Annotated in this window: 24 protein-coding genes and 2 tRNA genes; 15 read left to right on the top strand and 11 right to left on the bottom strand. The window is 67.7% G+C overall.

Annotated elements, in window-relative coordinates; genetic code table 11:
- Positions 1-17: 17 nt before the first annotated feature.
- The 4 genes from typA to BLQ14_RS08700 form a co-directional block, all read right to left on the bottom strand.
- Positions 18-1,844, bottom strand: a complete 1,827-nt coding sequence (typA, locus tag BLQ14_RS08685; protein ID WP_092500141.1) for a translational GTPase TypA — start codon at positions 1,842-1,844, stop codon at positions 18-20.
- 72 nt (positions 1,845-1,916) lie between these two features.
- Positions 1,917-2,246 carry an SMR family transporter gene (locus BLQ14_RS08690; protein ID WP_092500142.1) on the bottom strand — a complete coding sequence of 110 codons (330 nt, stop codon included), beginning with the start codon at positions 2,244-2,246 and terminating at the stop codon, positions 1,917-1,919.
- A 110-nt stretch (positions 2,247-2,356) separates the two neighbouring features.
- A complete protein-coding gene (locus BLQ14_RS08695) occupies positions 2,357-3,580 on the bottom strand; it encodes an NADP-dependent isocitrate dehydrogenase (protein WP_092500143.1) in 1,224 nt (407 codons plus the stop codon).
- A 225-nt stretch (positions 3,581-3,805) separates the two neighbouring features.
- Positions 3,806-4,459, bottom strand: a complete 654-nt coding sequence (locus BLQ14_RS08700; protein ID WP_092500144.1) for an alpha/beta hydrolase — start codon at positions 4,457-4,459, stop codon at positions 3,806-3,808.
- Positions 4,460-4,704: 245 nt separating this feature from the next.
- Here BLQ14_RS08700 and BLQ14_RS08705 point away from each other — a divergent pair, with 245 nt between their 5' ends.
- The 12 genes from BLQ14_RS08705 to BLQ14_RS08760 all read left to right on the top strand — a co-directional run bounded on the left by BLQ14_RS08705 (position 4,705) and on the right by BLQ14_RS08760 (position 15,044).
- A complete protein-coding gene (locus tag BLQ14_RS08705; protein WP_092500145.1) occupies positions 4,705-5,217 on the top strand; it encodes an Rrf2 family transcriptional regulator in 513 nt (170 codons plus the stop codon).
- Complete coding sequence (locus tag BLQ14_RS08710) at positions 5,214-6,281, top strand: cysteine desulfurase family protein (RefSeq protein WP_092500146.1); 1,068 nt, start codon at positions 5,214-5,216, stop codon at positions 6,279-6,281. The genes BLQ14_RS08705 and BLQ14_RS08710 overlap by 4 nt, the downstream gene beginning before the upstream one ends.
- 34 nt (positions 6,282-6,315) lie before the next feature.
- Positions 6,316-7,842, top strand: a complete 1,527-nt coding sequence (gene sufB, locus BLQ14_RS08715; RefSeq protein WP_092500147.1) for a Fe-S cluster assembly protein SufB — start codon at positions 6,316-6,318, stop codon at positions 7,840-7,842.
- Between the two features lie 22 nt (positions 7,843-7,864).
- Positions 7,865-8,218, top strand: coding sequence for a DMT family protein (locus BLQ14_RS08720; protein WP_092500148.1), 354 nt, complete (start codon positions 7,865-7,867; stop codon positions 8,216-8,218).
- A 13-nt stretch (positions 8,219-8,231) separates the two neighbouring features.
- Complete coding sequence (locus BLQ14_RS08725) at positions 8,232-8,411, top strand: hypothetical protein (protein WP_092500149.1); 180 nt, start codon at positions 8,232-8,234, stop codon at positions 8,409-8,411.
- Between the two features lie 48 nt (positions 8,412-8,459).
- Entirely contained in the window at positions 8,460-9,215 is a 756-nt protein-coding gene (gene sufC / locus BLQ14_RS08730; RefSeq protein WP_092500235.1) for a Fe-S cluster assembly ATPase SufC, read from the top strand.
- Positions 9,215-10,522, top strand: a complete 1,308-nt coding sequence (sufD, locus tag BLQ14_RS08735; protein ID WP_092500150.1) for a Fe-S cluster assembly protein SufD — start codon at positions 9,215-9,217, stop codon at positions 10,520-10,522. Before sufC ends, sufD begins: the two co-directional genes overlap by 1 nt.
- A complete protein-coding gene (locus tag BLQ14_RS08740) occupies positions 10,522-11,034 on the top strand; it encodes a hypothetical protein (RefSeq protein WP_092500151.1) in 513 nt (170 codons plus the stop codon). Before sufD ends, BLQ14_RS08740 begins: the two co-directional genes overlap by 1 nt.
- Positions 11,031-11,627, top strand: coding sequence for a YIP1 family protein (locus BLQ14_RS08745; RefSeq protein ID WP_092500152.1), 597 nt, complete (start codon positions 11,031-11,033; stop codon positions 11,625-11,627). The genes BLQ14_RS08740 and BLQ14_RS08745 overlap by 4 nt, the downstream gene beginning before the upstream one ends.
- Before the next feature lie 32 nt (positions 11,628-11,659).
- Positions 11,660-12,889 (top strand): cysteine desulfurase, encoded by a 1,230-nt coding sequence (locus BLQ14_RS08750; RefSeq protein ID WP_092500153.1) that lies wholly within the window; start codon positions 11,660-11,662, stop codon positions 12,887-12,889.
- A gap of 114 nt (positions 12,890-13,003) precedes the next feature.
- Positions 13,004-14,899, top strand: coding sequence for a PhoX family protein (locus BLQ14_RS08755; protein WP_092500154.1), 1,896 nt, complete (start codon positions 13,004-13,006; stop codon positions 14,897-14,899).
- 68 nt (positions 14,900-14,967) lie between these two features.
- Positions 14,968-15,044, top strand: a tRNA-Arg gene (locus BLQ14_RS08760).
- Positions 15,045-15,169: 125 nt separating this feature from the next.
- On the opposite strand, the gene BLQ14_RS08765 is transcribed toward BLQ14_RS08760, so the two are convergent.
- Complete coding sequence (locus BLQ14_RS08765) at positions 15,170-16,108, bottom strand: dihydrodipicolinate synthase family protein (protein ID WP_092500155.1); 939 nt, start codon at positions 16,106-16,108, stop codon at positions 15,170-15,172.
- A gap of 163 nt (positions 16,109-16,271) precedes the next feature.
- Here BLQ14_RS08765 and BLQ14_RS08770 point away from each other — a divergent pair, with 163 nt between their 5' ends.
- Entirely contained in the window at positions 16,272-16,910 is a 639-nt protein-coding gene (locus tag BLQ14_RS08770) for a glutathione S-transferase family protein (protein ID WP_092500156.1), read from the top strand.
- 42 nt (positions 16,911-16,952) lie between these two features.
- Here BLQ14_RS08770 and BLQ14_RS08775 read toward each other — a convergent pair.
- The 6 genes from BLQ14_RS08775 to BLQ14_RS08800 all read right to left on the bottom strand — a co-directional run bounded on the left by BLQ14_RS08775 (position 16,953) and on the right by BLQ14_RS08800 (position 22,865).
- Positions 16,953-17,027 (bottom strand) — tRNA-Cys (locus tag BLQ14_RS08775).
- A gap of 87 nt (positions 17,028-17,114) precedes the next feature.
- Entirely contained in the window at positions 17,115-19,013 is a 1,899-nt protein-coding gene (locus tag BLQ14_RS08780) for a bifunctional sugar phosphate isomerase/epimerase/4-hydroxyphenylpyruvate dioxygenase family protein (RefSeq protein ID WP_092500157.1), read from the bottom strand.
- Positions 19,014-19,017: 4 nt separating this feature from the next.
- Positions 19,018-20,331, bottom strand: a complete 1,314-nt coding sequence (locus BLQ14_RS08785) for a TRAP transporter large permease (RefSeq protein WP_092500158.1) — start codon at positions 20,329-20,331, stop codon at positions 19,018-19,020.
- On the bottom strand, positions 20,324-20,845 hold the full coding sequence (locus BLQ14_RS08790) for a TRAP transporter small permease (RefSeq protein ID WP_092500159.1): 522 nt from the start codon (positions 20,843-20,845) through the stop codon (positions 20,324-20,326). The genes BLQ14_RS08785 and BLQ14_RS08790 overlap by 8 nt, the downstream gene beginning before the upstream one ends.
- A 68-nt stretch (positions 20,846-20,913) precedes the next feature.
- The gene (gene dctP / locus BLQ14_RS08795; protein WP_092500160.1) at positions 20,914-21,891 is read right to left on the bottom strand and encodes a TRAP transporter substrate-binding protein DctP; all 978 of its coding nucleotides are present in this window, start codon (positions 21,889-21,891) and stop codon (positions 20,914-20,916) included.
- Positions 21,891-22,865 (bottom strand): shikimate dehydrogenase, encoded by a 975-nt coding sequence (locus tag BLQ14_RS08800; protein WP_245657018.1) that lies wholly within the window; start codon positions 22,863-22,865, stop codon positions 21,891-21,893. Before BLQ14_RS08800 ends, dctP begins: the two co-directional genes overlap by 1 nt.
- Positions 22,866-23,015: 150 nt before the next feature.
- Here BLQ14_RS08800 and BLQ14_RS08805 point away from each other — a divergent pair, with 150 nt between their 5' ends.
- Together BLQ14_RS08805 and BLQ14_RS08810 are read left to right on the top strand one after the other, a co-directional pair.
- Positions 23,016-23,726 (top strand): TetR/AcrR family transcriptional regulator, encoded by a 711-nt coding sequence (locus tag BLQ14_RS08805; RefSeq protein ID WP_092500162.1) that lies wholly within the window; start codon positions 23,016-23,018, stop codon positions 23,724-23,726.
- Positions 23,710-24,642: an alpha/beta hydrolase gene (locus BLQ14_RS08810; RefSeq protein WP_092500163.1), complete on the top strand. Its 933-nt coding sequence runs from the start codon at positions 23,710-23,712 to the stop codon at positions 24,640-24,642. The genes BLQ14_RS08805 and BLQ14_RS08810 overlap by 17 nt, the downstream gene beginning before the upstream one ends.
- Positions 24,643-24,693 lie beyond the last annotated feature (51 nt).

Raw genomic sequence — 24,693 nt, forward strand, 5'->3', positions numbered from 1 at the left:
GCCAGGCCGGCCGGGGCTCACCCGGCCTGCGCCGCCCGTGCCCGGCGCTTGCGCTCATGCGCGTCCAGCCAGCGCTTGCGCAGGCGGATCGCCTTCGGCGTCACCTCGACAAGCTCGTCGTCGTCGATATAGGCGATCGCCTCCTCGAGCGAGAGGCGCCGGGGCGGGGTAAGCACCACCGCGTCATCCTTGCCGGCGGCGCGGATGTTGGTGAGCTTCTTGCCCTTGAGCGGGTTCACCTCGAGATCCTCGGCGCGCGCATTCTCGCCGATGATCATTCCTTCGTAGACTTCTTCCTGCGGGCCGATGAAGAGCCGCCCGCGCTCCTCGAGGTTCCACAGCGCATAGGCCACCGCCTGACCGCGCCCGATCGAGACCATCACCCCGGTGCGCCGCCCCGCGATCGGCCCCTTCCAGGGCGCCCAGCCGTGAAAGACCCGGTTGAGCACGCCGGTGCCGCGCGTGTCGGTGAGAAACTCGCCGTGATAGCCGATGAGCCCGCGCGAGGGCACATGCGCCACCAGCCGCGTCTTGCCCGCCCCGGCCTGCCGCATCTCGACAAGCTCGCCCTTGCGCGGACCGGTGATCTTCTCGATCACCGCCCCGGCGAACTCGTCATCGACGTCGATGGTCACCTCCTCCACCGGCTCCAGAAGCTGGCCCTCCTCCTCGCGGCAGATCACCTGCGGGCGCGAGATCGACAGCTCATAGCCCTCGCGCCGCATGGTCTCGATCAGCACGCCCATCTGCAACTCGCCGCGGCCGGCCACCTCGAAGGCCTCGCCGCCGGGCGTGTCGCTGACGCGGATCGCCACGTTCTGCTCGGCCTCGCGCATCAGCCGCTCGCGGATCACCCGGCTCTGCACCTTGTCGCCATCGCGCCCCGCTAGCGGGCTGTCGTTGACCGAGAAGGTCACCGAGATGGTCGGCGGGTCGATCGGGCGCGCGGGGATCGGCGCCTCCACCTCGGGGGCGCAGAGCGTGTCGGCCACGGTGGCGCGGCTCATGCCGGCAAGCGTGACGATGTCGCCTGCCACCGCCTCCTCGATGGGCTGCTGGGAGAGGCCGCGGAAGGCGAGCACCTTGGTCACGCGGAACTGCTCGAGCCGCTCGCCCTCGCGCGAGAGCGCCTTGAGCATCTGGCCCGCGCGCACCCGCCCCGATTCGACCCGGCCGGTCAGGATGCGCCCGAGGTAGGGGTCGGCCGAGAGCGTGGTGGCAAGCATCGAGAAGGGCTCGTCGGCGCGCGCGGCCTGCGCCGGTGGCGGGACGTGCGCAAGGATGAGGTCGAAGAGTGCGGAGAGATCGCGCCGCGGCCCGTCCAGCGTGGCATCGGCCCAGCCCGCGCGCCCCGAGGCGTAGAGCGCGGGAAAATCGAGCTGGTCCTCGCTTGCATCAAGCGCGGCGAAGAGGTCGAAAACCTCGTCGAGCGCGCGGTCGGGCTCGGCATCGGGCTTGTCGACCTTGTTGAGCACGACGATTGGCCTGAGCCCCAGCGCCAGCGCCTTTTGCGTGACGAACTTGGTCTGCGGCATCGGCCCTTCGGCGGCATCGACGAGCAGCACCACGCCGTCCACCATGCCGAGAATGCGCTCCACCTCGCCGCCGAAATCGGCGTGGCCCGGCGTGTCGACGATGTTGATACGCGTGCCCTTCCACTCCACCGAGGTGCACTTGGCGAGAATTGTTATGCCGCGCTCGCGCTCGAGATCGTTCGAGTCGAGCGCGCGCTCGGCGACTTCCTGCCCCTCGCGAAAGGCCCCCGACTGCTTGAGCAGGTTGTCCACGAGCGTGGTCTTGCCGTGGTCGACATGGGCAATGATGGCGATGTTGCGCAGATCCATTTGCGGGGCCTCTTGAGGGGGAATCGCCGCGCCACATAGCGCGCCCGCCCCGCAAAGGCCAGCGGCGCGCGCTCAGTGCGGGGCGGTATCCGACAGAAGGTGGATGACGAGGATGCCGCCCAGGATCATCGCCATGCCCAGAATGGCCGGCCAGTCGAGGCGCTGGCCGAAGATGACAAGGCCGATGAGCGCGATGAAGACGATGCCAAGCCCCGACCAAATGGCATAGGCCACGCCGACGGGGATGTACTTCAGCGCCATGCCGAGCAGGTAGAAGGAGACGCCATAGGCGAGCACCACCGTGACCGAGGGCCAGAGCCGCGTGAACTGCTGGCTCGCCTGCAGGGCGGTGGTGCCGATGGTCTCGGCAATGATCGCGGCGATCAGGTAGAGATAGGGCATGGGTCTCGCGCTTGCTCCGGCACTGTCCTGCCCGAGCCCTATGCAAGCCGTGGCCGAAAGAAAAGGGGCCGGCACGCGGGCCGGCCCCTTCCTGCCTCTGGCAAAAGCGCTCAGACCTTCTCTTCCTCGAGCGCCTTCTTCAGATACTCGTCCACCTTCTCGAGGAACTGCATGGTAGTCAGCCACTTCTGGTCGGGGCCGACCAGCACGGCGAGATCCTTGGTCATGTAGCCGTCCTCGACGCACTGCACGGTGACGCGCTCGAGCGTCTCGGCGAACTTCATCAGCCGCTCGTTGCCGTCGAGCTTGGCGCGATGCTTGAGCCCGCCCGTCCAGGCGAAGATCGAGGCGATGGAGTTGGTCGAGGTCTCCTTGCCTTGCTGGTGCTGGCGGTAGTGGCGGGTGACGGTGCCATGGGCGGCCTCGGCTTCCACCGTCTTGCCATCGGGCGTCATCAGGATCGAGGTCATCAGCCCAAGCGAACCGAAGCCCTGCGCCACCGTGTCGGACTGCACGTCGCCGTCGTAGTTCTTGCAGGCCCAGACGAAGCCGCCCTCCCACTTCAACGCACAGGCGACCATGTCGTCGATCAGCCGGTGTTCGTAGGTGATGCCCTTCTCGGCGAACTTGTCGGCGAACTCCTCGTCAAAGACCTTCTGGAACAGATCCTTGAAGCGGCCGTCATAGACCTTCAGGATCGTGTTCTTGGTGGAGAGATAAAGCGGCCAGCCCTTGTCGAGCGCGTAGTTCATCGAGGCGCGGGCAAAGTCGATGATCGACTGGTCGAGGTTGTACATGCCCATGGCGATGCCGGCCGAGGGCGCGTCGAACACCTCGTATTCCTGCACCGTCCCGTCGGCGCCCTCGAACTTCATGGTGATCTTGCCCGGGCCGGGGAAGCGGAAGTCCGTGGCGCGGTACTGGTCGCCGAAGGCATGCCGGCCGATCACGATGGGCTTCGTCCAGCCCGGCACGAGGCGGGGGATGTTGCGGCAGATGATCGGCGAGCGGAACACCACGCCGCCCAGGATGTTGCGGATGGTGCCGTTGGGGCTCTTCCACATCTTCTTGAGGCCGAACTCCTTCACGCGGGCCTCGTCGGGGGTGATGGTGGCGCATTTCACGCCCACCCCGTACTTCTTGATCGCATAAGCCGCCTCGACCGTCACCTGGTCATCGGTAGCGTCGCGGTTCTGGATCGACAGGTCGTAGTATTTCAGGTCGATGTCCAGATAGGGCAGGATCAGCTTTTCCTTGATGAAGTGCCAGATGATCCGGGTCATCTCGTCGCCGTCGAGCTCGACAACGGGATTTTCGACCTTGATCTTCTCCATGGGCGGGATCCTCGCTTTGGGCATTGGTCCGGGAATCGTTCGCGCGTCTCATAGCGCATGCGGCGCCGGGGCGAAAGTATGCAAAGGTATACTGACCAGCCCGCCGGGGCGGCGCAGCCGTGCCTTTCATCATCCTGGTGAAAATACCCCCGCCGGAGGCAGGCGCGCCACGAGGCGCGCCTTCGATGGCTCCGGGCCGCGCGGCCAGGCGCGGCCGGCGCCTGCTCAGCGCGTGTTCTCGGTCAGCCGGCGACGAACGTACTCGTCGACATGGCCGATCATCGTCTCCATGTGCGGATCCTCGAAGAAATGCCCCGCGCCGTCGATCTCGACATGGGTGATGGTGATTCCCTTCTGCTCCTTCAGCTTCTCCACGAGCGCCCGCGTGTCCTTTGGAGGCGCGACGCGGTCGGCGGTGCCGTTGATGATGAGGCCGGAAGCGGGGCAGGGGGCAAGGAAGGAAAAGTCATACATGTTTGCCGGCGGCGCCACTGACACGAAGCCGGTGATCTCGGGCCGGCGCATCAGAAGCTGCATGCCGATCCAGGCGCCGAAGGAGAAGCCGGCAACCCAGCAGTGCTTGGCGTTCTGGTTCAGCGACTGCAGGTAGTCGAGCGCGGCGGCGGCATCGGACAGCTCGCCAACCCCCTGGTCGTATTCGCCCTGGCTGCGGCCCACGCCACGGAAGTTGAACCGCAGCACGTTGAAGCCCATGTTGTAGAAGGCATAATGGAGGTTGTAGACCACGCGGTTGTTCATCGTGCCGCCAAATTGCGGGTGAGGATGGAGCACGATGGCAATGGGCGCGTCCTTCACCTTGTGGGCGTGGTAGCGGCCCTCCAGCCGGCCTTCGGGACCTGGGAAAATGACCTCGGGCATCGCTGTCGTCTCGTCCTTGATGGTGTTCTCAAGCGGGTGTCGTCGCGGAAGGTGCACGTCAATTCTTGACGGAATTGCTCGGACACCTTAGAACAGTTCTAACTTGCTTTGCCTGCAGCATCGCGGGCCTGTGAGGAAGTAGTGACGCGGGCCCGCCGCGTCAACGTGGAGCTTGCACTGGCACACCCATCCGGTCAGTTGGGACCGATGAGGCACCGGCCAGCAGGGAGAGGAAGGCAACGCGCATGAAGCTTTCGACGAAAGGCCGTTACGCGATGGTGGCGCTCGTCGATCTGGCCAGCCAGCCCGCTGGCGCGCTGTCGTCGCTTTCCGAGATTGCCGAGCGGCAGGACATCTCGCTGAACTATCTCGAGCAGCTGTTCGTGCGTCTGCGCCGCGCCGGTCTTGTCGAGAGCGTGCGCGGCCCCGGCGGCGGCTACCGGCTTGCGCGCCCTCCTTCAGAGATTCGCGTGGCCGAGGTGCTCGAGGCCGTGGACGAGACCGTGAACGCCATGGAGAAGACGGCCGGCGCCTCGGGAGCCTCGTCGGGCACCCGCGCCCAGTCGCTGACCAACCGGCTGTGGGAGGCGCTTTCGGCGCATGTCTATGTCTATCTGCACCAGACGCGGCTTTCGGATGTCGCTGCCAACACGCTCGCGCCCTGCCCGGCCGTCCCGAGCCTCTTTCAGGTGGTTGACGATGCTGCCGGCCCGTCGCGGGCCGAAAGCGCGGCTGCCGGCGTGGAGGCGGGTACATGACGGCACGCGCCTATCTCGACTGGAACGCCTCCGCACCCCTGCGCCCGCAGGCGCGGGAGGCGATGCTCGCGGCGCTGGAGGTGACGGGCAATCCTTCTTCGGTGCACGCCGAAGGGCGGGCAGCGCGCGCCATCGTGGAGCGGGCGCGGGCGCAGGTGGCCGAGCTTGCCGGCTGCGCGCCCGCCGAGGTCGTGTTCACCTCCGGTGCGACTGAAGCCGCGCAGGTTCTGCCCCGCCTTGCCCGGGGCGGCTGGGTCGCGGTTGACCCGCTCGCGCATGAGTGCCTGTGGGCGCATCGCGGCGGCGGCGACGGTGCGCCGGGAGTCTACGCCATGCCGCTTGCAGAGGGCGAGACGGGCCTTCTGCGCGGCCTGCCGTCGCGCGACGAGGAAGGGCTCTGGCAGACGGAAGCGGGCTCCACGCCGCGGCTCGTCGTCGATGCGGTGCAGGCGGTGGGGCGCATCCCCTTCGACTTCGCCCGCTCCGGGGCGCAGGCCGCGATTCTCTCCGCCCACAAGCTCGGCGGGCCGCGTGGGGTAGGCGCGCTGATCCTGCGCGAAGGCGTCGACATCGACAGCCTCGCGCCGGGCGGCGGGCAGGAGCTCGGGCGCCGCTCGGGCACGGAGAACGTCGCCGGCATTGCGGGTTTCGGCGCCGCTGCCGCTGCGGCCGCCGCCGACATGGCCGCAGGGCTCTGGGAAGAAGTCGCCGCGCTGCGCGACGAGATGGAGGCAGCACTCATGGCCGCCGCGCCCGAGGCGGTGATCATCGGCCGCGACGCGCCGCGCCTGCCCAACACCACCGCGATCGCCGTGGCCGGCTGGAAGGGCGAGACCCAGGTGATGCAGATGGATCTCGCGGGCTTCGCCATCTCGGCGGGCTCGGCCTGCTCGTCGGGGAAGGTCCGCGAAAGCCGGGTGCTGGGGGCGCTGGGACTTGCGCCGGAGCTTGCGCGCTCGGCGATCCGCATTTCCATCGGCCCTGCCACCCCGCGCGAGGCAGTGATGGGCTTTGTCGCCGCCTGGGAGCGGCATCTGAGAAAACACCGTGCCCGTGCCGCCTGACGCGGCAGGGCGCCTGGCGAAGGAAAGGAAGCCAATGGCAACGCTCGACGAGAAGATTGAGGTGCGCGAAGGCGTCGACAAGGAAACGGTCGAGACGGTTCGCTCCATGGCCGGGAAATACAAGTACGGCTGGGAGACGGACATCGAGATGGAGTTCGCCCCCAAGGGGCTGAACGAGGAGATCGTGCGCCTCATCTCGGAAAAGAACGAGGAGCCCGAGTGGCTCACCGAGTGGCGGCTGAATGCCTACCGGCGCTGGGTGCAGATGGAGGAGCCGGACTGGGCGATGGTCGATTACCCGAAGATCGACTACCAGGAGCAGTATTACTACGCCAAGCCCAAGTCTCTGACGAAGCGGCCGAAATCGCTCGACGAGGTGGATCCGAAGCTTCTCGAGACCTACGAGAAGCTCGGGATTCCGCTGCGCGAGCAGATGATCCTCGCCGGTGTCGAGGGGGCGGAGGCGGCCCCTGCCGAGGGCCGGCGCGTGGCCGTGGATGCGGTGTTCGACTCGGTCTCGGTCGGCACCACCTTCAAGGTGGAGCTCGAGAAGGCCGGCGTCATCTTCTGCTCGATCTCCGAGGCGGTGCGCGAGCATCCCGAGCTCGTGCGCAAGTATCTGGGCAGCGTCGTGCCGCCCACCGACAACTTCTTCGCCACGCTCAACTCGGCGGTCTTCTCCGACGGCTCCTTCGTCTATGTGCCGCCTGGCGTGCGCTGCCCGATGGAGCTTTCCACCTATTTCCGCATCAACGCCGAGAACACCGGCCAGTTCGAGCGCACCCTGATCATCGCCGACAAGGGCTCTTACGTGAGCTACCTCGAGGGCTGCACCGCGCCCCGGCGAGACACCCACCAGCTCCATGCCGCCGTGGTGGAGCTGATCGCGCTCGAGGATGCCGAGATCAAGTATTCGACGGTGCAGAACTGGTACCCCGGCGACGAGGAAGGCAAGGGCGGCATCTACAACTTCGTCACCAAGCGTGCCGACTGCCGCGGCGCGCGCTCCAAGGTGATGTGGACGCAGGTCGAGACGGGCTCGGCGGTGACCTGGAAATACCCCTCCTGCATCCTGCGCGGCGAGGGCAGCGTGGGCGAGTTCTACTCGATCGCCATCACCAACAATTACCAGCAGGCCGACACCGGTACCAAGATGATCCACCTGGGGCGCAACACGCGCTCGCGCATCGTCTCCAAGGGGATCAGCGCCGGCCACGCGCAGAACACCTATCGCGGGCTGGTCTCAATCCATCCCAAGGCCGCGAACAGCCGCAACTACACCCAATGCGACAGCCTGCTGATCGGCGACAAGTGCGGTGCGCACACGGTGCCCTACATCGAGGTGTCCAACACCTCGAGCCGGGTGGAGCACGAGGCGACCACCTCGAAGGTGGACGAGGACCAGCTCTTCTACTGCCGGCAGCGCGGCATGAACGAGGAGGAGGCGGTGGCGCTCGTCGTCAACGGCTTCTGCCGCGAGGTGCTGCAGGCGCTGCCGATGGAGTTTGCCATGGAGGCGCAGCAGCTGGTGGCGATCAGCCTCGAAGGCTCGGTGGGCTGAGCGGTGAGGAGCTCGCAGGCACATGACGCTGTCCGCGCCCTGGCAGGCGATGCTGCCGATCGTGCTTCTGTCGCTGTCGAATGTCTTCATGACATTCGCCTGGTACGGGCACCTGAAATTCACCGGCCACGCGCTGTGGGTGGTGGTGCTGGCAAGCTGGGGGATCGCCTTTTTCGAGTATTGGCTGGCGGTGCCGGCCAACCGGATCGGGCATCAGGTCTATTCGGCGGCGCAGCTGAAGACCATTCAGGAGGTGATCACGCTGACGGTCTTTGCCGGCTTCTCGGCCTTCTATCTGAAGGAAAGCCTCAGCTGGAACACCGCCATCGGTTTCGCGCTGATCGCGCTCGGGGCCGCCTTCGTGTTTCGCGGGTGACGGGAGCGGGTGAATGGCGCGTGGCGTAATTTTCGCGGCGGTGGCGGCAGCTGTCTTTGCCGCGCTTCTGCTGGCGGCAGCGCCGGCTGCGGCGGCGCTGGCGGGGCTCGGTTTTGCCACGCTCGCCGGCGCGCTGGCGGCAGCCCTGTTTTTGCTGCTCACGCGGCTCGCCCCGCGGCACGGAAAGAAATGAAAGGCGGGGCGGCAGGCGCCCCCAAAGCGGATGAACACAGAGGAAAACATGCTGGAAATCAGGAATCTGCACGTCAAGCTCGAGGAAGAGGACAAGGAAATCCTCAAGGGCGTCGACCTCACCGTCGAGGCGGGGCGCGTGCACGCGATCATGGGGCCGAACGGCTCGGGCAAATCCACCCTTTCCTACGTGCTCGCCGGGCGCGAGGGCTATGAGGTGACCGAAGGCGAGGTGCTGTTCCTCGGCCAGAACCTTCTGGAGATGGAGCCCGAAGAGCGCGCCGCGGCGGGGCTCTTCCTTGCCTTCCAGTATCCGGTGGAAATCCCCGGCGTGGGCAACATGACCTTCCTGCGCACCGCGCTCAATGCCCAGCGCAAGGCGCGCGGCGAGCCCGAGATCAGCGCGGCCGACTTCCTCAAGCTCGTGCGCGAGAAGGCGCGCGCGCTGAAGATCGACGCCGACATGCTCAAGCGGCCGGTGAATGTGGGCTTCTCGGGCGGCGAGAAGAAGCGCAACGAGATCCTGCAGATGGCCGTGCTCGAGCCGAAGCTCTGCATTCTCGACGAGACCGACTCGGGCCTTGACGTGGACGCGATGCGGCTGGTGGCCGAGGGGGTGAACGCCCTGCGCTCGCCTGATCGCGGCTTTCTCGTCATCACCCACTACCAGCGGCTTCTCGATCACATCGTGCCCGATGTGGTGCACATCATGGCCGACGGGCGCATCGTGAAGACGGGCGGGCCGGAGCTGGCGCTTGAGGTGGAGAAGAACGGCTATGCCGACATCCTCAAGGAGGTGGCGTGATGGTGGCGGTGGCAAAGCTTACGCCCCAGAAGATCGCCGCCACCGAGGCGCGGCTTGAGGGGGCGACGCTGCCCGAGGGCGCGGGCTGGGCACGTGCCGCGCGCGAGGCGGCGCTTGAGAGGCTGCGCGCCACCGGTCTGCCTGCACGGCGCGATGAGTACTGGCGCTACACCAAGCCCGAGCCGCTCTATGAGCTTCCCGCGCCCCGCGCGGCGGTGTTCGACGCCGGCGGCGAGGCGCCCGTCTTTGGCGAGATCGACCGCGTGAAGCTCGTCTTCGTCGATGGCGTCTTCGACCCGGACGCGTCCGACGAGCCGAGCCTTGCGGGGGTGGAGATCGCCCGCCTTTCGGAAGTCACCCAGGCCGACATTCACTGGGCGAAGGATCTGTTCGGGGTGCTCGAGGCGCGCGGCCAGTCGCCCGTGCCGCGCCCGCTTGCCGCGCTCAACACCGCGCTGGCGCCCGATGGCGTTGTCATCCGTGTCACCGGCAAGGCCGAGAAGCCGGTGAGCCTCATCTACCTGCACCGCGACGAAAGCTCGGATGCGATGCTGCACCATCTCGTCCGTCTCGAGCCCGGCGCAGAGCTGACGCTTCTGGAAAACGGCCCGGCCGCGGCGCGCTTCAACAAGGTGCTGGAGGTGGACGTGGCCGATGGCGCGCGCTTTCACCACGTGCGCGCGCAGGGGCGTGACCACGAGCGGCTCGCCGCCACCCATATCTTCGCCCGTCTGGGGCAGGAGAGCACTTTCAAGTCCTTCACCCTGACCGCCAATGGCCGGCTGACCCGCAACGAGACCGTGGTCGAGTTCACCGGCGATGACGCGGTGGCCCATGTCGCCGGCGCGGCGGTGGGCGATGGCGACTTCCACCACGATGACACCATCTTCATCACCCACGGCGCCGAGCGCTGCGAAAGCCGGCAGGTGTTCAAGAAGGTGCTGCGCGGCGGCGCGATGGGGGTGTTTCAGGGCAAGATCCTCGTCAAGCCCGGCGCGCAGAAGACCGACGGCTACCAGATCAGCCAGGCGCTTCTGCTCGACGAGGGCTCGGCGTTCCGCGCCAAGCCCGAGCTTGAGATCTACGCCGACGACGTGGCCTGCTCGCACGGCTCGACGACGGGGGCGATCGACGAGACGCTTCTGTTCTACCTGCGCGCGCGCGGCATTCCTCTCGAGGAAGCGCGGGGGCTCCTGATCCTCGCCTTCCTCGCCGAGGCCATCGAGGAGATCGAGGACGAGGCCCTGGCGGCCGACATCACCGCGCGCCTTGAGGCCTGGATCCGCCGCCACCGCAGGGCCGGCTGATGGGGCTGGCGGCGGATATCGCGGCCACCTGGCGCGGGCCGAGGCGCGTCATCCGCCGCCACCTCGAGGCAGGCGTAGGCGAGGATCGCCTTCTGATGTTCCTGATGCTGGGCTGCGCCTTCGTCTTTCTCGCGCAATGGCCGCGGCTCATGCGGGTCGCGGCCGAGCCCGGCGCGCCGCCCTTCGAGGCTCTGATCGGCGGCGCACTGCTGGCCTGGCTCTTCATCGCGCCTCTGGGCTTCTACCTGATCGCGGGGCTTGCGCATCTGGCCGCCCGGGCGCTGGGCGGCAGGGGCACCGGGCGCGGGGCGCGGCTGGCCCTCTTCTGGGCGCTGCTCGCCGCCGCCCCGGCGTTCTTGCTGCACGGGATCGCGCGCGGCTATCTCGGCAGCGGGCCGGTGACGCAGCTCATCGGCGCAATTGCCCTTGGCGTTTTCCTCGCCTTCTGGTTTCTGGGGCTCATCGAGGCCGAAACCGATGCCGGCAGCTCCGGAGAGCGCGCACGCCCATGACCGTTACCGCCAGAGATTACATCGCGCTGGCCATCGCCAGCATCCGCAACCCGCGCGCGGGCGCCGAACAGATCATGCGGATGGCCGCGGGCCGTCTCGGGCGGCGCGAGCGCTGGGAGCTTCTGGCGCTCGTCGTGCTTCTGAGCGCCATCCTGACCGAGCTGACGATCCTGATCCTGCCGCAGGGGGCTTCGCTCCTGATGCCGCTGGGGCTGAGCCCGCTTGCCATGACGCTTCTGCAGTTCGGGCTGATGGCGCTGACCGTGCAGGCCGTCTACTGGATCGGACGCGCCGCCGGCGGGCAAGGCAGCCTTGAGGACGCGCTCCTCCTCGTCGCCTGGCTTCAGGCGATCCTGCTCGGGGTGCAGCTGATCCAGTCGCTTGCGCTCCTGCTCGTGCCGCCGCTGGTGAGCCTCATCACCCTCTTCGGCATGGTGCTCTGGCCGTGGCTGATGACCGGCTTTGTCGCCGCGCTGCACGGGTTCTCGTCGCTGGCGAAGGTGTTTCTCGGGATCGTTGCGGCGAGCTTCGGCATCGCGCTGGGGCTGTCCTTGATCCTTGCCATGATCGGCGTGGCGCCGCGGGGCTTCTGAGAGCGAGGGCAGGGGAGATGGAGGGAGCAACGATGACCGCCGGCTACGACGTGGAGAAGATCCGCGCCGACTTTCCCATTCTCTCGCGCGAGATCAACGGCCGCCCGCTCGTCTATCTCGACAACGGCGCCTCGGCGCAGAAGCCCCGCGCGGTGATCGACGCGGTCACCCGCGCCTACGCGGAGGAATACGCCAACGTCCACCGGGGCCTGCACACGCTCTCGACCATCGCCACCGAGAAATACGAGGCGGTGCGCGGCATCGTTGCCCGTTTCCTTGGCGCCGCGCATGAGGACGAGATCGTGATGACCACGGGCTCGACCGAGGGCATCAACCTTGTCTCCTACGGCTGGGCGGCGCCGCGCATGGAGCCGGGCGACGAGATCATCCTTTCGGTGATGGAGCATCACGCCAACATCGTGCCGTGGCACTTCCTGCGCGAGCGGCAGGGGGTGAAGCTTGTCTGGGTGGACATTGACGACGCAGGCCGGCTCGACCCGCAGGCGGTGATCGACGCGATCACCCCGCGCACCAAGCTCATCGCGCTCACGCATGTCTCGAACGTCCTTGGCACGGTCGTCGACGTTGCCACCATTTGCCGCGAGGCGCGCGCGCGCGGCGTGCCGGTGCTCGTCGACGGCAGCCAGGGCGCGGTGCATCTGCCGGTGAATGTCTCCGAGATCGGCTGCGACTTCTACGCCATCACCGGCCACAAGCTCTATGGCCCCTCCGCCTCGGGAGCCATCTACATCAGGCGCGAGCGCCAGGCCGAGATGCGCCCCTTCAAGGGCGGGGGCGACATGATCCGCGAGGTGCATCAGGATCGGGTGATCTACGCCGACCCGCCGCTGAAGTTCGAGGCGGGCACGCCCGGCATCGTCCAGCAGATCGGGCTTGGCGTGGCGCTCGAATACATGATGGAAATCGGGATGGAAGCCATCGCCGCCCATGAGGCGCGGCTGAGGGACTACGCGATGGCGCGGCTTTCGGGGCTCAACTGGCTCAACCTGCAGGGCACGGCGCCCGACAAGGCGGCGATCTTTTCCTTCACCCTCTCGGGCCCGGCCCATGCCCATGACATCTCGACCATCCTCGACAAGCGCGGCGTGGCGGTGCGCGCCGGCCACCACTGCGCCGGCCCGCTGATGGACAGGCTCGGGCTCAGCGCCACCTGCCGGGCCTCCTTCGCGCTCTACAACACCGAGGCGGAGGTCGATGCGCTGGTCGAGGCGCTGGAGCTTGCGCACGAGCTTCTCGGCTGACGGCGGCTGCGTGTCGCGCGTCTGTCATTGCCGTGTCGTGATGCCGTAACGCAGCGGGCCTAGAGCGTCTCCGTGACCGGCCGTCGCCGGACGAGCAAGAAGGAGACGAGCGCCATGAAGGATATCGAGCCGCACTCCCTGTCGGCGGATGACTGGGACGAGCTGAACTTTCCCCGCCCCGAGGAGCAGGAGTTCGACCGTGTGGTTGAACGGGCGCTGTCGCGCCGCGGGTTTCTCGGCGGCATCATCGCCTTCGGTTCGGGGGCATCGGCCCTCGGCCTTGGGGTGCTGAAGGGCTCGACGGCGCTGGCCGGGGCGGGCCGTTTTGCCTTCGAGGGCATCCCGGCCGCCACCGACGCCACCGTGCACGTACCCGAAGGCTACGCGTGGAAGGTTCTGGTGCGCTGGGGTGATCCGCTGTTCGGCGATGCGGTGGGAGACTTTGACGATGCCACTGGCGGCAGTGCCGACAAGGCCGACCGTGTCTTCGGGGAGAACACCGACGGCATGGAGCATTTCGTGATCGACGGGCGCGAGGTGATCGCCGTCAACCACGAATACGCCAACCGGCGGGTCAACCTGCCGCAGGCCGCGGAAGGACGTCCGCGCGGCGCCGATGATGTGGCCAAGCTGCAGAAGTTGCAGGGCGTGTCGATATTCGAGATCCGGCAAGGGTCCGACGGCTGGGAAGTGGTGCTCGACAGCCCTCTCAACCGGCGCATCACGCATCTCACGCCCATGCGCATTTCGGGCCCTGCGGCGGGTGACGAGCTGATGCGGACCGCGGCCGATCCCACCGGAACCGTCTGTCTTGGCACCTTCAACAACTGCGGATCGGGCCGCACGCCGTGGGGGACGTTCCTCACCTGCGAGGAGAACTTCAACGGCTATTTCGGGGCCAGCGGGGACTTCGCCGTCGACGGACTCGCCGCCGAAGGGTACCGGCGGTACGGCATCGCCCCCGAGGGCTGGGGATATGACTATCACAAGTGGGATGCGCGCTTCGACGTGACGCAGGAGCCCAACGAACCGCACCGCGCCGGCTGGGTCGTGGAGATCGACCCGGCCGATCCGCAATCGACCCCCGTCAAGCGCACCGCGCTTGGCCGCTTCAAGCATGAAAATGCGGCGGTTGTTCTGGCACCCGACGGGCGGGTCGTCGTGTACATGGGCGACGACGAGCGCGGCGAGTTTCTCTACAAGTTCGTCTCGAGCGGCGCCTATGGACCCGGCGTCGACACCTCGACGCTGCTTGACGAAGGGCAGCTCTATGCGGCGCGCTTCGAGGATGACGGCACCGGTCGCTGGCTTGCGTTGACCCCCGAGGCAACGGGCATGAGCCCGGCGCAGATTGCCATCTTCACCCGCATGGCCGCCTCCCGCGTGGGCGCGACGACGATGGACCGCCCCGAATGGGTGGCCGTCAATCCCGCGGCCGTAGAAGCGTATTGCGCGCTCACCAACAACCGCAACCGCGGTGTCAGGACCAACGCCGGGGGCGACTGGCAACGGGTGGGCGGGCCGAACCCGCGCAAGATCAACAACTTCGGCCAGATCGTGCGCTGGCGGCCCGCGGGCGACGATCACGCTGCCGAAAGCTTCGCCTGGGATCTCTACGTGATGTGCGGGAATCCCGCCGTCTCGGAGGGGCCGTACAGGGGAACGGCGAACATCACCGTCGGCAACATGTTCAACTCCCCCGACTGCATGATGTTCGACACCACGGGTCTGCTCTGGATCCAGACCGACGGCGATGATTCGAACGAAGGCGAGTTCGCCGGGCAGGGGAACAACCAGATGCTCGCCGGAGACCCGGTGACGGGCGAGATCCGGCGCTTCCTGACCGGCCCGAGGGGTTGTGAGGTCACCGGGCTGACCTGGTCGGCGGACCGGCGGACGATGTTCGTCGGAATCCAGCATCCCGACGCGCCGTTCCCCGATGGAGCCGGCAGGCTGCCCCGCTCATCGATCATCGCCATCTGGCGCGAAGATGGCCGCCCGCTCGGCTGAGCGCGGTCGGCGGGCGAAATTCGCGATTGTCTAGGCGCGGGCGATGGGGTATCCGTCGCCCGCGCGAGGCACCCGTAGCTCAGCTGGATAGAGCGCTGCCCTCCGAAGGCAGAGGCCAGAGGTTCGAATCCTCTCGGGTGCGCCATTGCCTGGCTCCGCGCGCGCAACGCCTGCAGGGCTGGCAGGCAGTTCCCGGTTCGAAACCACGTGAGAGGTCGGGGCGGCTCCGGCTGGTGTCCGTCTCTCTTCGGGCAGGTGCCAGGCGCCGCCTTACGCAGGGCCGGCGACGCTCGGCGCTGCTCCCTCGAGCGCGGCAAGTTCGGCTGCCAGCGCCGCGCGCTGCGCGGCATCGAGTGGCGTGAGTGGCGGGGCCATCCGCGTCCAGCTTTCCTCGCCGCTGCGCCAGGCCGCGATCTGTTTCATCGCCGCCACGAGCGGGAACTTCGCCGCCAGGGCACGCGCGGCCTTGACCCTCGCCATGGCCGCGGTGCGGGCGGGGCCTTCGGGTGCCCGCAGCGCCGCCTGTGCCAGCGCGCCGAAGGCGTTCGTCGAGCCGGAAATCACCCCGGCGGTGCCGATGGCGAGCCCATCCCACAGCAAGGCCTCCGAGGAGGGAAACACGTCAAACCCGGCTTCCACGCCGCCGGTCGCCTCGACGAAGGCTCGGGTCTGCGCGAAGTCGCCGCTCGAATCCTTCAGACCGGCAATCACCGGCCCGAAGGCCGCGCGAAGCCGCGTCACCAGGGCGGTGGAAATCGGAACCGCCGACATCTGCGGGAAATGATAGAGATAGACGCGCAGGTCGTCGCGGCCGATCTTTTCCACAAGCGCGGCATAGTAGGCGAAGAGCCCGTCTTCGGAGGGGTTCTTGTAGTAGTAGGGTGGCAGCACCAGCACATTCGTGTAGCCAGCATCCACCGCGGCGCGGGCGAGTTCCACCGCATCGCTTGCGGAGGGCGCGCCGGTGCCGAAGATCACCCGCTCCGGTTCGATGCCGGCTTCGGCAAGGGCGGCGGGCAGCGCAAGGCGCTCGCGCATGGAAATCGAGGTGCCCTCGCCCGTGGTGCCGGTGGGGGCGATTCCGTCACAACCGCCGGCCTCGCTCAGCAGATACCCGCAGTGGTCCAGGAACCTCGCGACATCGACGGCGAAGTTGTCGTCAAACGGCGTGATGGCGGCGGCGTAGATACCGTGGCGGGCCCTGGTCATGGTCTGCCTCCTCTTGCTCGGGCGCGGCGACGTACCTCCTCCACGCTTACGTGTTGACCGGGGCGAGGGAAAGGCGCAACCAGCAAGCGGCCGGGCCCGTTGCCCGGCCACCAAATGTGGCGGGCGCCCGGCGCGCCGGCCGCGTGACCGGAAAGGGACCGCGATGATCGATCTTTACACCTGGACGACGCCGAACGGGCGCAAGGTTTCCATCCTTCTCGAGGAGCTAGGCGCGGAGTACGAGGTGCACCCGGTCGACATCTCAAAAGGCGAGCAGTTCGACCCCGGGTTCCTCAAGATCGCGCCCAACAACCGCATCCCGGCCATCGTTGACCGGGAAACGGGCATGGCGCTGATGGAGTCCGGTGCGATCATGCTCTACCTCGCGACAAAGTTCGACCGCTTCATCTGCAAGGGCGACGAGTACTGGCGCATGCTCGAGTGGCTCATGTGGCAGATGGGCGGGCTCGGACCGATGCTCGGGCAGGTGCATCACTTCGTGAAATTCAATCCCGGCGTCTGCCCCTATGCCGAGGAGCGCTACACAAGGGAAGCGCATCGGCTCTACGGCGTGCTGGACCGGCGCCTTGCCGGGCGCGACTTCATCGCCGGCGTGGGGCGGGGCGAATACAGCATCGCCGACATGGCCGCGTGGCCGTGGATCTCGCGCTTCGAGTGGCAGCGGATCGACCTTGCCGACTATCCCAATGTGCGCGACTGGTATCTGCGCATTGCCGCGCGGCCCGCGGTGCAGCGCGGCTACAAGGTGCCGAAGGATGTGGGCGACGTGCCGATGCCGTGAGCCGGGCGCCGCGGAAGACAATGGAGAACGGACCGGAACGGGTGGAGGCGCGTGCCGGATTCGAACCGGCATGAGCACGATTTGCAATCGTGTGCGTAACCATTCCGCCAACGCGCCACGGCCCTCCAGATATGCCATGTCCGGGCCGGTGGCAAGACGGTCGGCGAGGGCAGGGCGGTTGCTCCGGCCCGCTCCCGCGGGAGTTCAGCGCCGGGGCATCCCCTTGGGGCGCATCAGCCGTTTCTGGGCGGCGATGCGGAAGGGCGCGTTCGGGGCGCCATAGCCTGAATAGGCGCCGCGCCGCTCGACAATCTCGAAGAAGAAGCCATTGTCGAAGGGCCGCGAGTAGAGCTGGAAATAGGCGCCCTTCTCGTCCTCGTCATAGAGGATGTGATGGCGCGCGAGCCTTTCGACCTCCTCCGCCGTCAGCCCGAAACGTGCCTTGAGGTCGCGGTAGTAGTTCTCGGTCATCGGCAGCGCCTCGAAACCCGCGGCCTCGAGGGCGCCGGCGGTGGCGAAGATGTCGTCCGTGGCGAAGGCAAGGTGCTGGACCGCGCCGCCGAAGCTCTCGGCAAGGAAGCTGCCGGCCAGCGTGCGGTGAGTTTCGGCGCCGTTCAGGGTGATGCGCACCGCCCCGTCACGGCTCGCCACCGCTTGGCTGCGCACAAGGCCGTCGGGGTCGATCACGTCAACCATCGGGGTCTTCGTCATCTCGAAGATCGAGGTGTAGAAGAGCGCCCAGCTCAGCATCTCGTCATAGCTCATCGTCTCGGCGATGTGGTCGATGCGCGTGAGCCCCGCGCCGCCTGGCGCCTCCGGCGCCGCACCCTCGCGCGGGCGGAACTCCACCTCCCACACCCGCGCCAGCCCGCTTGCCTCGTCGAGAAAGTGCAGCACGCTGCCGCCCACCCCGCGCACCGCCGGAATCTCGAGCTCGCCGGGCCCCACCGGCTGGTGAAAGGGTTCGGCCTTCAGGGCGGTGGCCCGCGCGACGGTGTCGGCCGCGCTGTCCACCCGCAGCCCGATGTCGCATACCGAGCTGCCGTGCATCGCCCATGCTGAGGCGGCAAAGCCCGTCTCTTCCGCGTTCAGCACGATGCGCACCGCGCCCTGCTGCCACAGCTCGACCCGTTTCGAGACGTGATCGGCGACATGGCGAAAGCCCATGCTCGCCAGCATGGCCGAAAGCGCCTCCGCCTCGGCGCCGCGGGTGGTGAATTCGACGAACTCCACCCCGCGCACCGGCACGCGGGGCGGAATTTCCGGCAGGCGTGCGCGGATGTCGGGCTCGGCCCGGCGCACATCGTCGAGAAGCGCCACGATCGAGCGCAGACCGTCGCGCGCAAGCCCCTCGGGCCGGCCGCCGCGGAACTGGTCGTTGAAGATCTCGAGGCTTACCCAGTCGTCATAGCCGGTCGCGGCGACCGCGCGCATGAAGTCGGTGACGGGCAGGTCGCCTTCTCCCGGCATGCAGCGGAAATGCCGCGACCAGTAGAGCAGGTCCATCTCGATGAGCGGCGCGTCGGCCAGCTGGACAAAGACGATGCGATCGGCGGGGATGCGGCGGATGGTGTCGGGGTCGATGCGCCGTGCGAGCGTGTGAAAGCTGTCGAGGATGAGGCCGACGTTGGGGTGATCGGCGCGGCGCACGATCTCCCAGGCGTCGCGGTGATCGTTCACGTGCCGGCCCCAGGCCAGCGCCTCGTAGCCGACGGTGATGCCGTATTCCCTGGCGATTTCCCCGAGCTCGCGGAAGTCCTCCGCCGCGCGGTCGATGCCGCCGAGCGCCTCGGGATGCACCGAGGAGCAGACGAGGATGCGGCTCGCGCCGAGCTCTGCCATGGTGTCGAACTTCGCGCGCGCCCGGTCGAAGGCGCGCCGGCGCAGTTCGCCGGTGAGTCCCTCGAAGTCCCGGAAGGGCTGGAAAAGCGCGATCTCGAGCCCGTGGTCGCGGATCATCCGGCCGATCTCGCGCGGGCTGCCTTCCTCGGCGATGAAGTCCTGCTCGAAGATCTCGATGCCCTGAAAGCCCACGCGCGCGATGGCCTCGAGCTTTTCGCGGAAACTGCCGGAGATCGAAACCGTGGCGATCGAGGTCTTCATGGCGTCATCCCGTGTAACCCAGCAGTCGTGGCAGCCATAGCACGAAATCGGGCAGGAAGGTGATGGCGGCGAGCGCGGCGAACAGCGCCAGGATGAACGGCCAGATCTCGGCGATGATCCGGCCAACCGGCTGATTGGTGATGTTGGCGGTGATGAACAGCAACAGCCCATATGGCGGGGTGACCAGCCCGATCATGGCGTTGACGACGGTGATCACCCCGAAATGGACAAGGTCGACGCCCAGCGCCTGCGCGGTGGGCAGCAGGATCGGCAGCACGATCAGGATGATCGCCCCGCCCTCGAGCACGCATCCGAGCGCGAGAAGCAGGAGGTTCACCGGGATCAGAAAGCCCGTCGGCCCCAGATCGAAACCGGCAAGAAAGCCGGCGAGCGCGTTGGGGATGTCCTCACGCGTGATCACGTAGTTGAAGGTGATGGAACCCGCGATCAGCACGCCAATGGCGCCGGTGGAGCGTGATCCCGCCTTCAGTGCCGCCCAGAAGGCGTCGAAGGAGACCGAGCGGTAGAACACCACCGAGATCGTCAGCGCATAGGCGGCGGCAACGGCGGCTGCCTCTGTCGGCGTCATCACCCCGCCGTAGATGCCGCCCAGCAGGATCACCGGCAGCATCAGCGCCGGGAATGCCTCGAAGGTGGCGCGCGGCAGCTCTCGCAGCGGCACCGCCTCGTCGACCGGAAAGCCCCGCCGGCGGGCGATCAGGAAGTTGGTCAGCGCCATCATCGCCGCCATCAGCAGCCCCGGCAGGAGCCCCGCGGCAAAGAGATAGCCGATCGACTGGTCGGAGACGAGGGCGTAGAGCACCATCGGGATCGAGGGCGGGATGATCGGCCCCACGGTCGCGGTCGCGGCGGTGATCGCCGCGGCATAGGCCGGGGTGTACCGCCCGTCGCGGGTCATCAGGTTGATGACGATCTTGCCCATGCCCACCGCATCGGCCACCGCAGAGCCTGACATGCCCGAGAAGATCACCGAGGAGACGACGTTGACATGCCCGAGCCCGCCCCGGAACCGGCCCACCAGCGCCTGACAGAAGCGCAGCAGCCGGTCGGCGAGGCTGCCCACGTTCATGATGTCGGCGGCAAGGATGAACAGCGGGATCGCAAGCAGCGTGTAGCCGTTGTAGAGCCCCTGAAGCAGCTGCTCGGTGGTGATCGAGGGGTCGAAGCCACGCGGGAAGCGCATGTCCATCAGGATCAGGTAAAGGAAGGAGCCGCACATCATCGCGATCCCGACGCTGAGCCCCGAAAGCGCCAGCGCCACGATGAGCAGCATCGACAGCGTGAACGGATCAGTCATAGTCGTGGGTCTCCGGCCGGGGTTCCAGCTCGGCGCGCGGCCGGTCTCCGGCGATGCCGGCCCAGACCAGCGCCAGCATCCTGACGATCACGGCGATGTGGAAGGGGATGTAGACCGCGAAGACAAGGTCGAAGCGCCACTGGAAGGCGGCGGTGCGCTCGATCTTCATGAAGGTCACGTAGTCCCAGGCATGGGGCAGGGTCCAGGCGAAGATCGCCGCCGTCACCAGCCCCACGAAGACATCCATCGCCCGGCGCGCGCCACGCGGCGCGGCATTGTATAAGATGTCGAGGCGGATCATCTCGCCGGGGGTGAGCACGAAGGCGAAGGCCAGCAGGATGCCCCACAGCCAGGCGATGGTGACCCATTCCACGGTCCACAGCACCGGCCAGCCGAGGACGTAGCGGAACAGGATCTGCAGAAGGAAGACGACGAACATCGACAACAGAAGCCCCGCCGTCAGGTGATTGACCAGCACGGCGAGGCGCCCGGCGATCCGGCGCAGTCGGTCCATTGGCAGGCCCTCCCTTCAGTGCAAGGCGGCGGGCGATCATCACCGCCCGCCGCCGGCTCCCGCAAGGATCAGTTGGCGGTGTAGCCGTTGATCCGGTCGTAGAGGCCCTCGGGCCAGTCCTTGTCCTGCCCCTCGGCGGCATAGACCTTCTTGACGTTCGCCACGAAGGCGTCGAGGTCGGGGGTGTAGATGTCGATCCCCTTCGCCTTCATGTCGGCCTCGAGCTCCTGCTCGAGCTTCAGCGTGGCCTCGTCGAGTGCGCGCTCGAAGTTCTTCGCGCACTCCTGCACCCTGGCCTGCTGCTCGGGGGTGAGGGAGTTCCACTTCGCCAGCGAGATGGTGAAGAGGTTGTGGCCGACGAGGTGCGCGGTCTTGCCGATGTGGTTGATGACCTCGTCGAACTTCATGGAGCGGGTGGCCGGAAAGCCGTTGTCCTGACCGTCGATCGCCCCGGTCTGCAGCGCGGTGTAGACCTCGGTGAAGGGTACCGGCACGGTGGTTGCGCCCATGGCGCGGCCCACGAGCTGCCAGCCCTCGCCCGGCGGCATGCGCAGCTTCATGCCCTTCAGGTCGTCGGGGGTCATCACCCGCTTGTCGCCCTTGTAGCCGAGGTGGCGCGTGCCGTTGTAGGGCGTGGCGAGGATCTTCACCTGCGCCTTTTCCTCGATCTCCTTCCACAGCTCGTCAAGGAGGTCGGAATTGTAGACCGCTCGCATGTGCTCGTAGTCACGGAACAGGAAGGGCGCGCCGAGCACCTTGGTGTGCGGCACCTGGTTGTAGAAGTCGAAGATGGCGAGGTTGCCCATGTCGAGGTTGCCGCGCTGCATCGCCGTCAGCTCGGTGCCCTGCTTGAACAGCGTCGCGCCGTGGTAGGACTTGAAGTCGAAGTCGTCGCCGAGGCATTCGCCGAATTCCTTGCGCAGGATCTGCGAGCGGATGTCGTTCTCGGCCACGGTGTCGGAGTAGATCAGCTCCACCTTGTCGGCCATTGCGGCGGTGGCGCTGAGCAGCATGGCGGCGATGCCGCCGGTCAGGATGTTGCGCATTATCGGTCCTCCCTTGGTGCGCTGAGGGTGCCGGACGTCCCGGCGGTCTGGCGGCTGCCCGCAGCCTCGAAGGCCGCGCGCATCCGGTCGGGGTCGGCCTTGCAGCCGGTGAACAGCTCGAAGGCCCGCACGGCCTGGAACACGGCCATGCCCGCCCCGCTCATCACCCGGCAGCCGCGGGCGCGAGCGGTGGCGAGAAGCTCCGTTTCGAGCGGGAAATAGACGATGTCGGCGACCCAGTGGCGGGGCCTGATGAGCGCGGCGGGCAGGGGCAGGCCGGGATGGCTGGCCATGCCGATGGGCGTCGCGTTGACGAGCCCGCATGCGCGCTGCGCTGCCGCGGCGAGCGCTTCCGTGCCGGGGCTCACCGCCTCGACGCGCGCCGCGCCGTGGCGCGCGGCAAGGCGCTGCGCCAGGGTCTCGGCAGCCTCCTGGCGCGAGTCGCGGATGAGCAGCAGGCCCACGCCCTGCGCCATCAGCGCTTCGGCGACCGCCCCGCCCGCGCCGCCAGCCCCGAGGAGAAGCACTACCTCGCGGGGTGCCTCGGCCAGTTCGCGGGCGAAGGCCTCGGCAAAGCCCCAGCAATCGGTGTTGTGCCCATGGCGGCGCCCGTCCTCGAACACCACGGTGTTGACCGCCCCCACCGCTTCGGCGGCAGGCGAAAGGCTGTCGAGATGGGCGAGCGCGGCCTGCTTGAACGGATGGGTGACGTTCACCCCCCGGCAGCCGACCGCCTCCGCCTCGGCCAGGAGTGCGCCGATGTCGGCACCGGGTCGGCCGGCCGTGTCGATCAGGTCGTAGTGATAGGCAAGGCCCTGTGCACGGCCTTCGGCCATGTGCATCGCCGGGGTGCGCGAGGCGCCGATACCGGCCCCGATCAGCGCCGCGCGGATCGTGCCCGCGGCATCGGTGGGCGCATTGCCGGCATCAGGCATCGTCCGGCCTGTGCGGTCCTTGCCCGTGATTTCCTGCACGGCTTCCTCCCTCCGTCTGTTGGATGCCCGTCCGGCAGCCCGGCCAATGCTGGCGAGGGGAATGTTTGTACTGGTTCGTACATTACGTCAAGAGTTTTGTACTGGACAGTTAAAACACTTCTCGGCTAGCTTCTGGCGGGGAGGGCAGGAATGGACACGACGACAGGGCCGAAAGAGAAAGAGGTGGAGCCAGCCGAGGGCGGGGCGGACGGAGCGCCGGCCCGGCGCGACCCCGAAGGCGTGCGGCGCGACATTCTGGCCGCGGCCGGCGAGGTTTTTGCCGAGAGGGGGCTTTCGGGGGCAAGGATCGACGAGATCGCCGCGCGCACCCGCACGTCGAAGCGGATGATCTATTATTATTTCGGCGACAAGGAGGGGCTTTACCGCGCCTGCCTCGAGGCCGCCTATGACGAGGTGCGGCGCGGAGAGGAGGCGCTCGACCTGGGCGGGCTGCCGCCCGCCGAGGCGCTGGCGCGGCTTGTCGCCTTCACCTTCGACCACCACCGCCGCCACCCGGCCTTCATCCGCATGGTGATGATCGAGAACATCCACCGCGCGGCGCATCTGCGCGCCTCGCGCGTGGCCGCGGAGCGCAACCGCGCGGCCGTGGCCCGGCTCACCGAAATTCTGCGGCGCGGAGAGGCGGAGGGCGTGTTCCGCCCCGGCGTCGACCCGCTCGAACTGCACTGGCACATCTCGGCGCTGAGCTTCTTCAACGTCTCCAACCGCCCCACCTTCTCGGCGCTTTTCGGAGATGAGCTGTTCTCGGAGGAGGCGCAGGCACGGCTGCGCGCGCATGCGGTGGAAATGATTCTCGCCCTTGTGAGGCAGGAGGAGCCAGGCGATGACGATCAGGCCTGACCTGGAACCCTTTCTCGAACGCTGGCAGGCGGAATGGGCGAGCCTGCCGCCCGGCGCCGGACCGGCAGAGCGGCGCGCGCATTTCGAGGTGATCGCCCGCCACATGCGCCTGCCCACGCCCGAAGACGTGAAAACGGACCGCGAGGAATGGGTCGAAAGCCCGGCGGGCCGCGTGCGGGTGCGCTTCTTCCGCCACGCGGGGGGCGGGCCGCGCCAGCCGGCGCTGATCTACATGCACGGCGGCGCGTTCATGCAGGGCAGCCCGGAGACGCATTGGGACATCACCGCGCGCATCGCCGCCTGGAACCGGCAGACGGTGATCTCGGTCGATTACGCAAAGACGCCCGAGCACCCCTTTCCGGCCGCGCTCGAGCAGGTGGATGCCGTGGTGCGCTGGGCCCATGCCGGCGCTGACGCGCTCGGCATCGATCCCGAGCGCATCTCGCTCGGTGGCGACAGCGCCGGCGGCAACCTGGCCGCCGCGGCGGCGCTCGATCTGCGGGGAGAGATCCCGCTTCGGGCGCAGCTGCTGATCTACCCGGTCTGCGACTTCGACAACTCACGCCCGTCCTATCTTGAAAACCCCGAAGGGCCGATCGTGCGGGTGGCGGACATGGATCGGGTCAACGCCATGTACTGCCCCGATCCGGCCGATCTGCACAACCCGCGTGCCGCGCCGCTTCTGGCGGAGAGCCATGCGGGCCTGCCGCCGGCCTATATCGCAGTGGCAGAACACGACCCGTTGCGCGACAGCGGCGTGGCCTATGCCGAGGCGCTGCGGGCCGCGGGCGTGCCGGTGGTGCTCGATCCCGGCGAGGGGCTCATTCACGGCTACCTTCGTGCCATGGGTTACTGCCCGGAAAGCGAGGCTCGGTTGCGGGCGATGGCCCGCTGGCTTGCCGAACGGCAAGGCTGAGCAGGCCCGGGAGCGGGCGGCATCGCGCCAGTGGCAGCGGGCGGCTCCCGC

Source organism: Meinhardsimonia xiamenensis, assembly GCF_900102905.1.
GTDB classification, from domain to species: domain Bacteria; phylum Pseudomonadota; class Alphaproteobacteria; order Rhodobacterales; family Rhodobacteraceae; genus Meinhardsimonia; species Meinhardsimonia xiamenensis.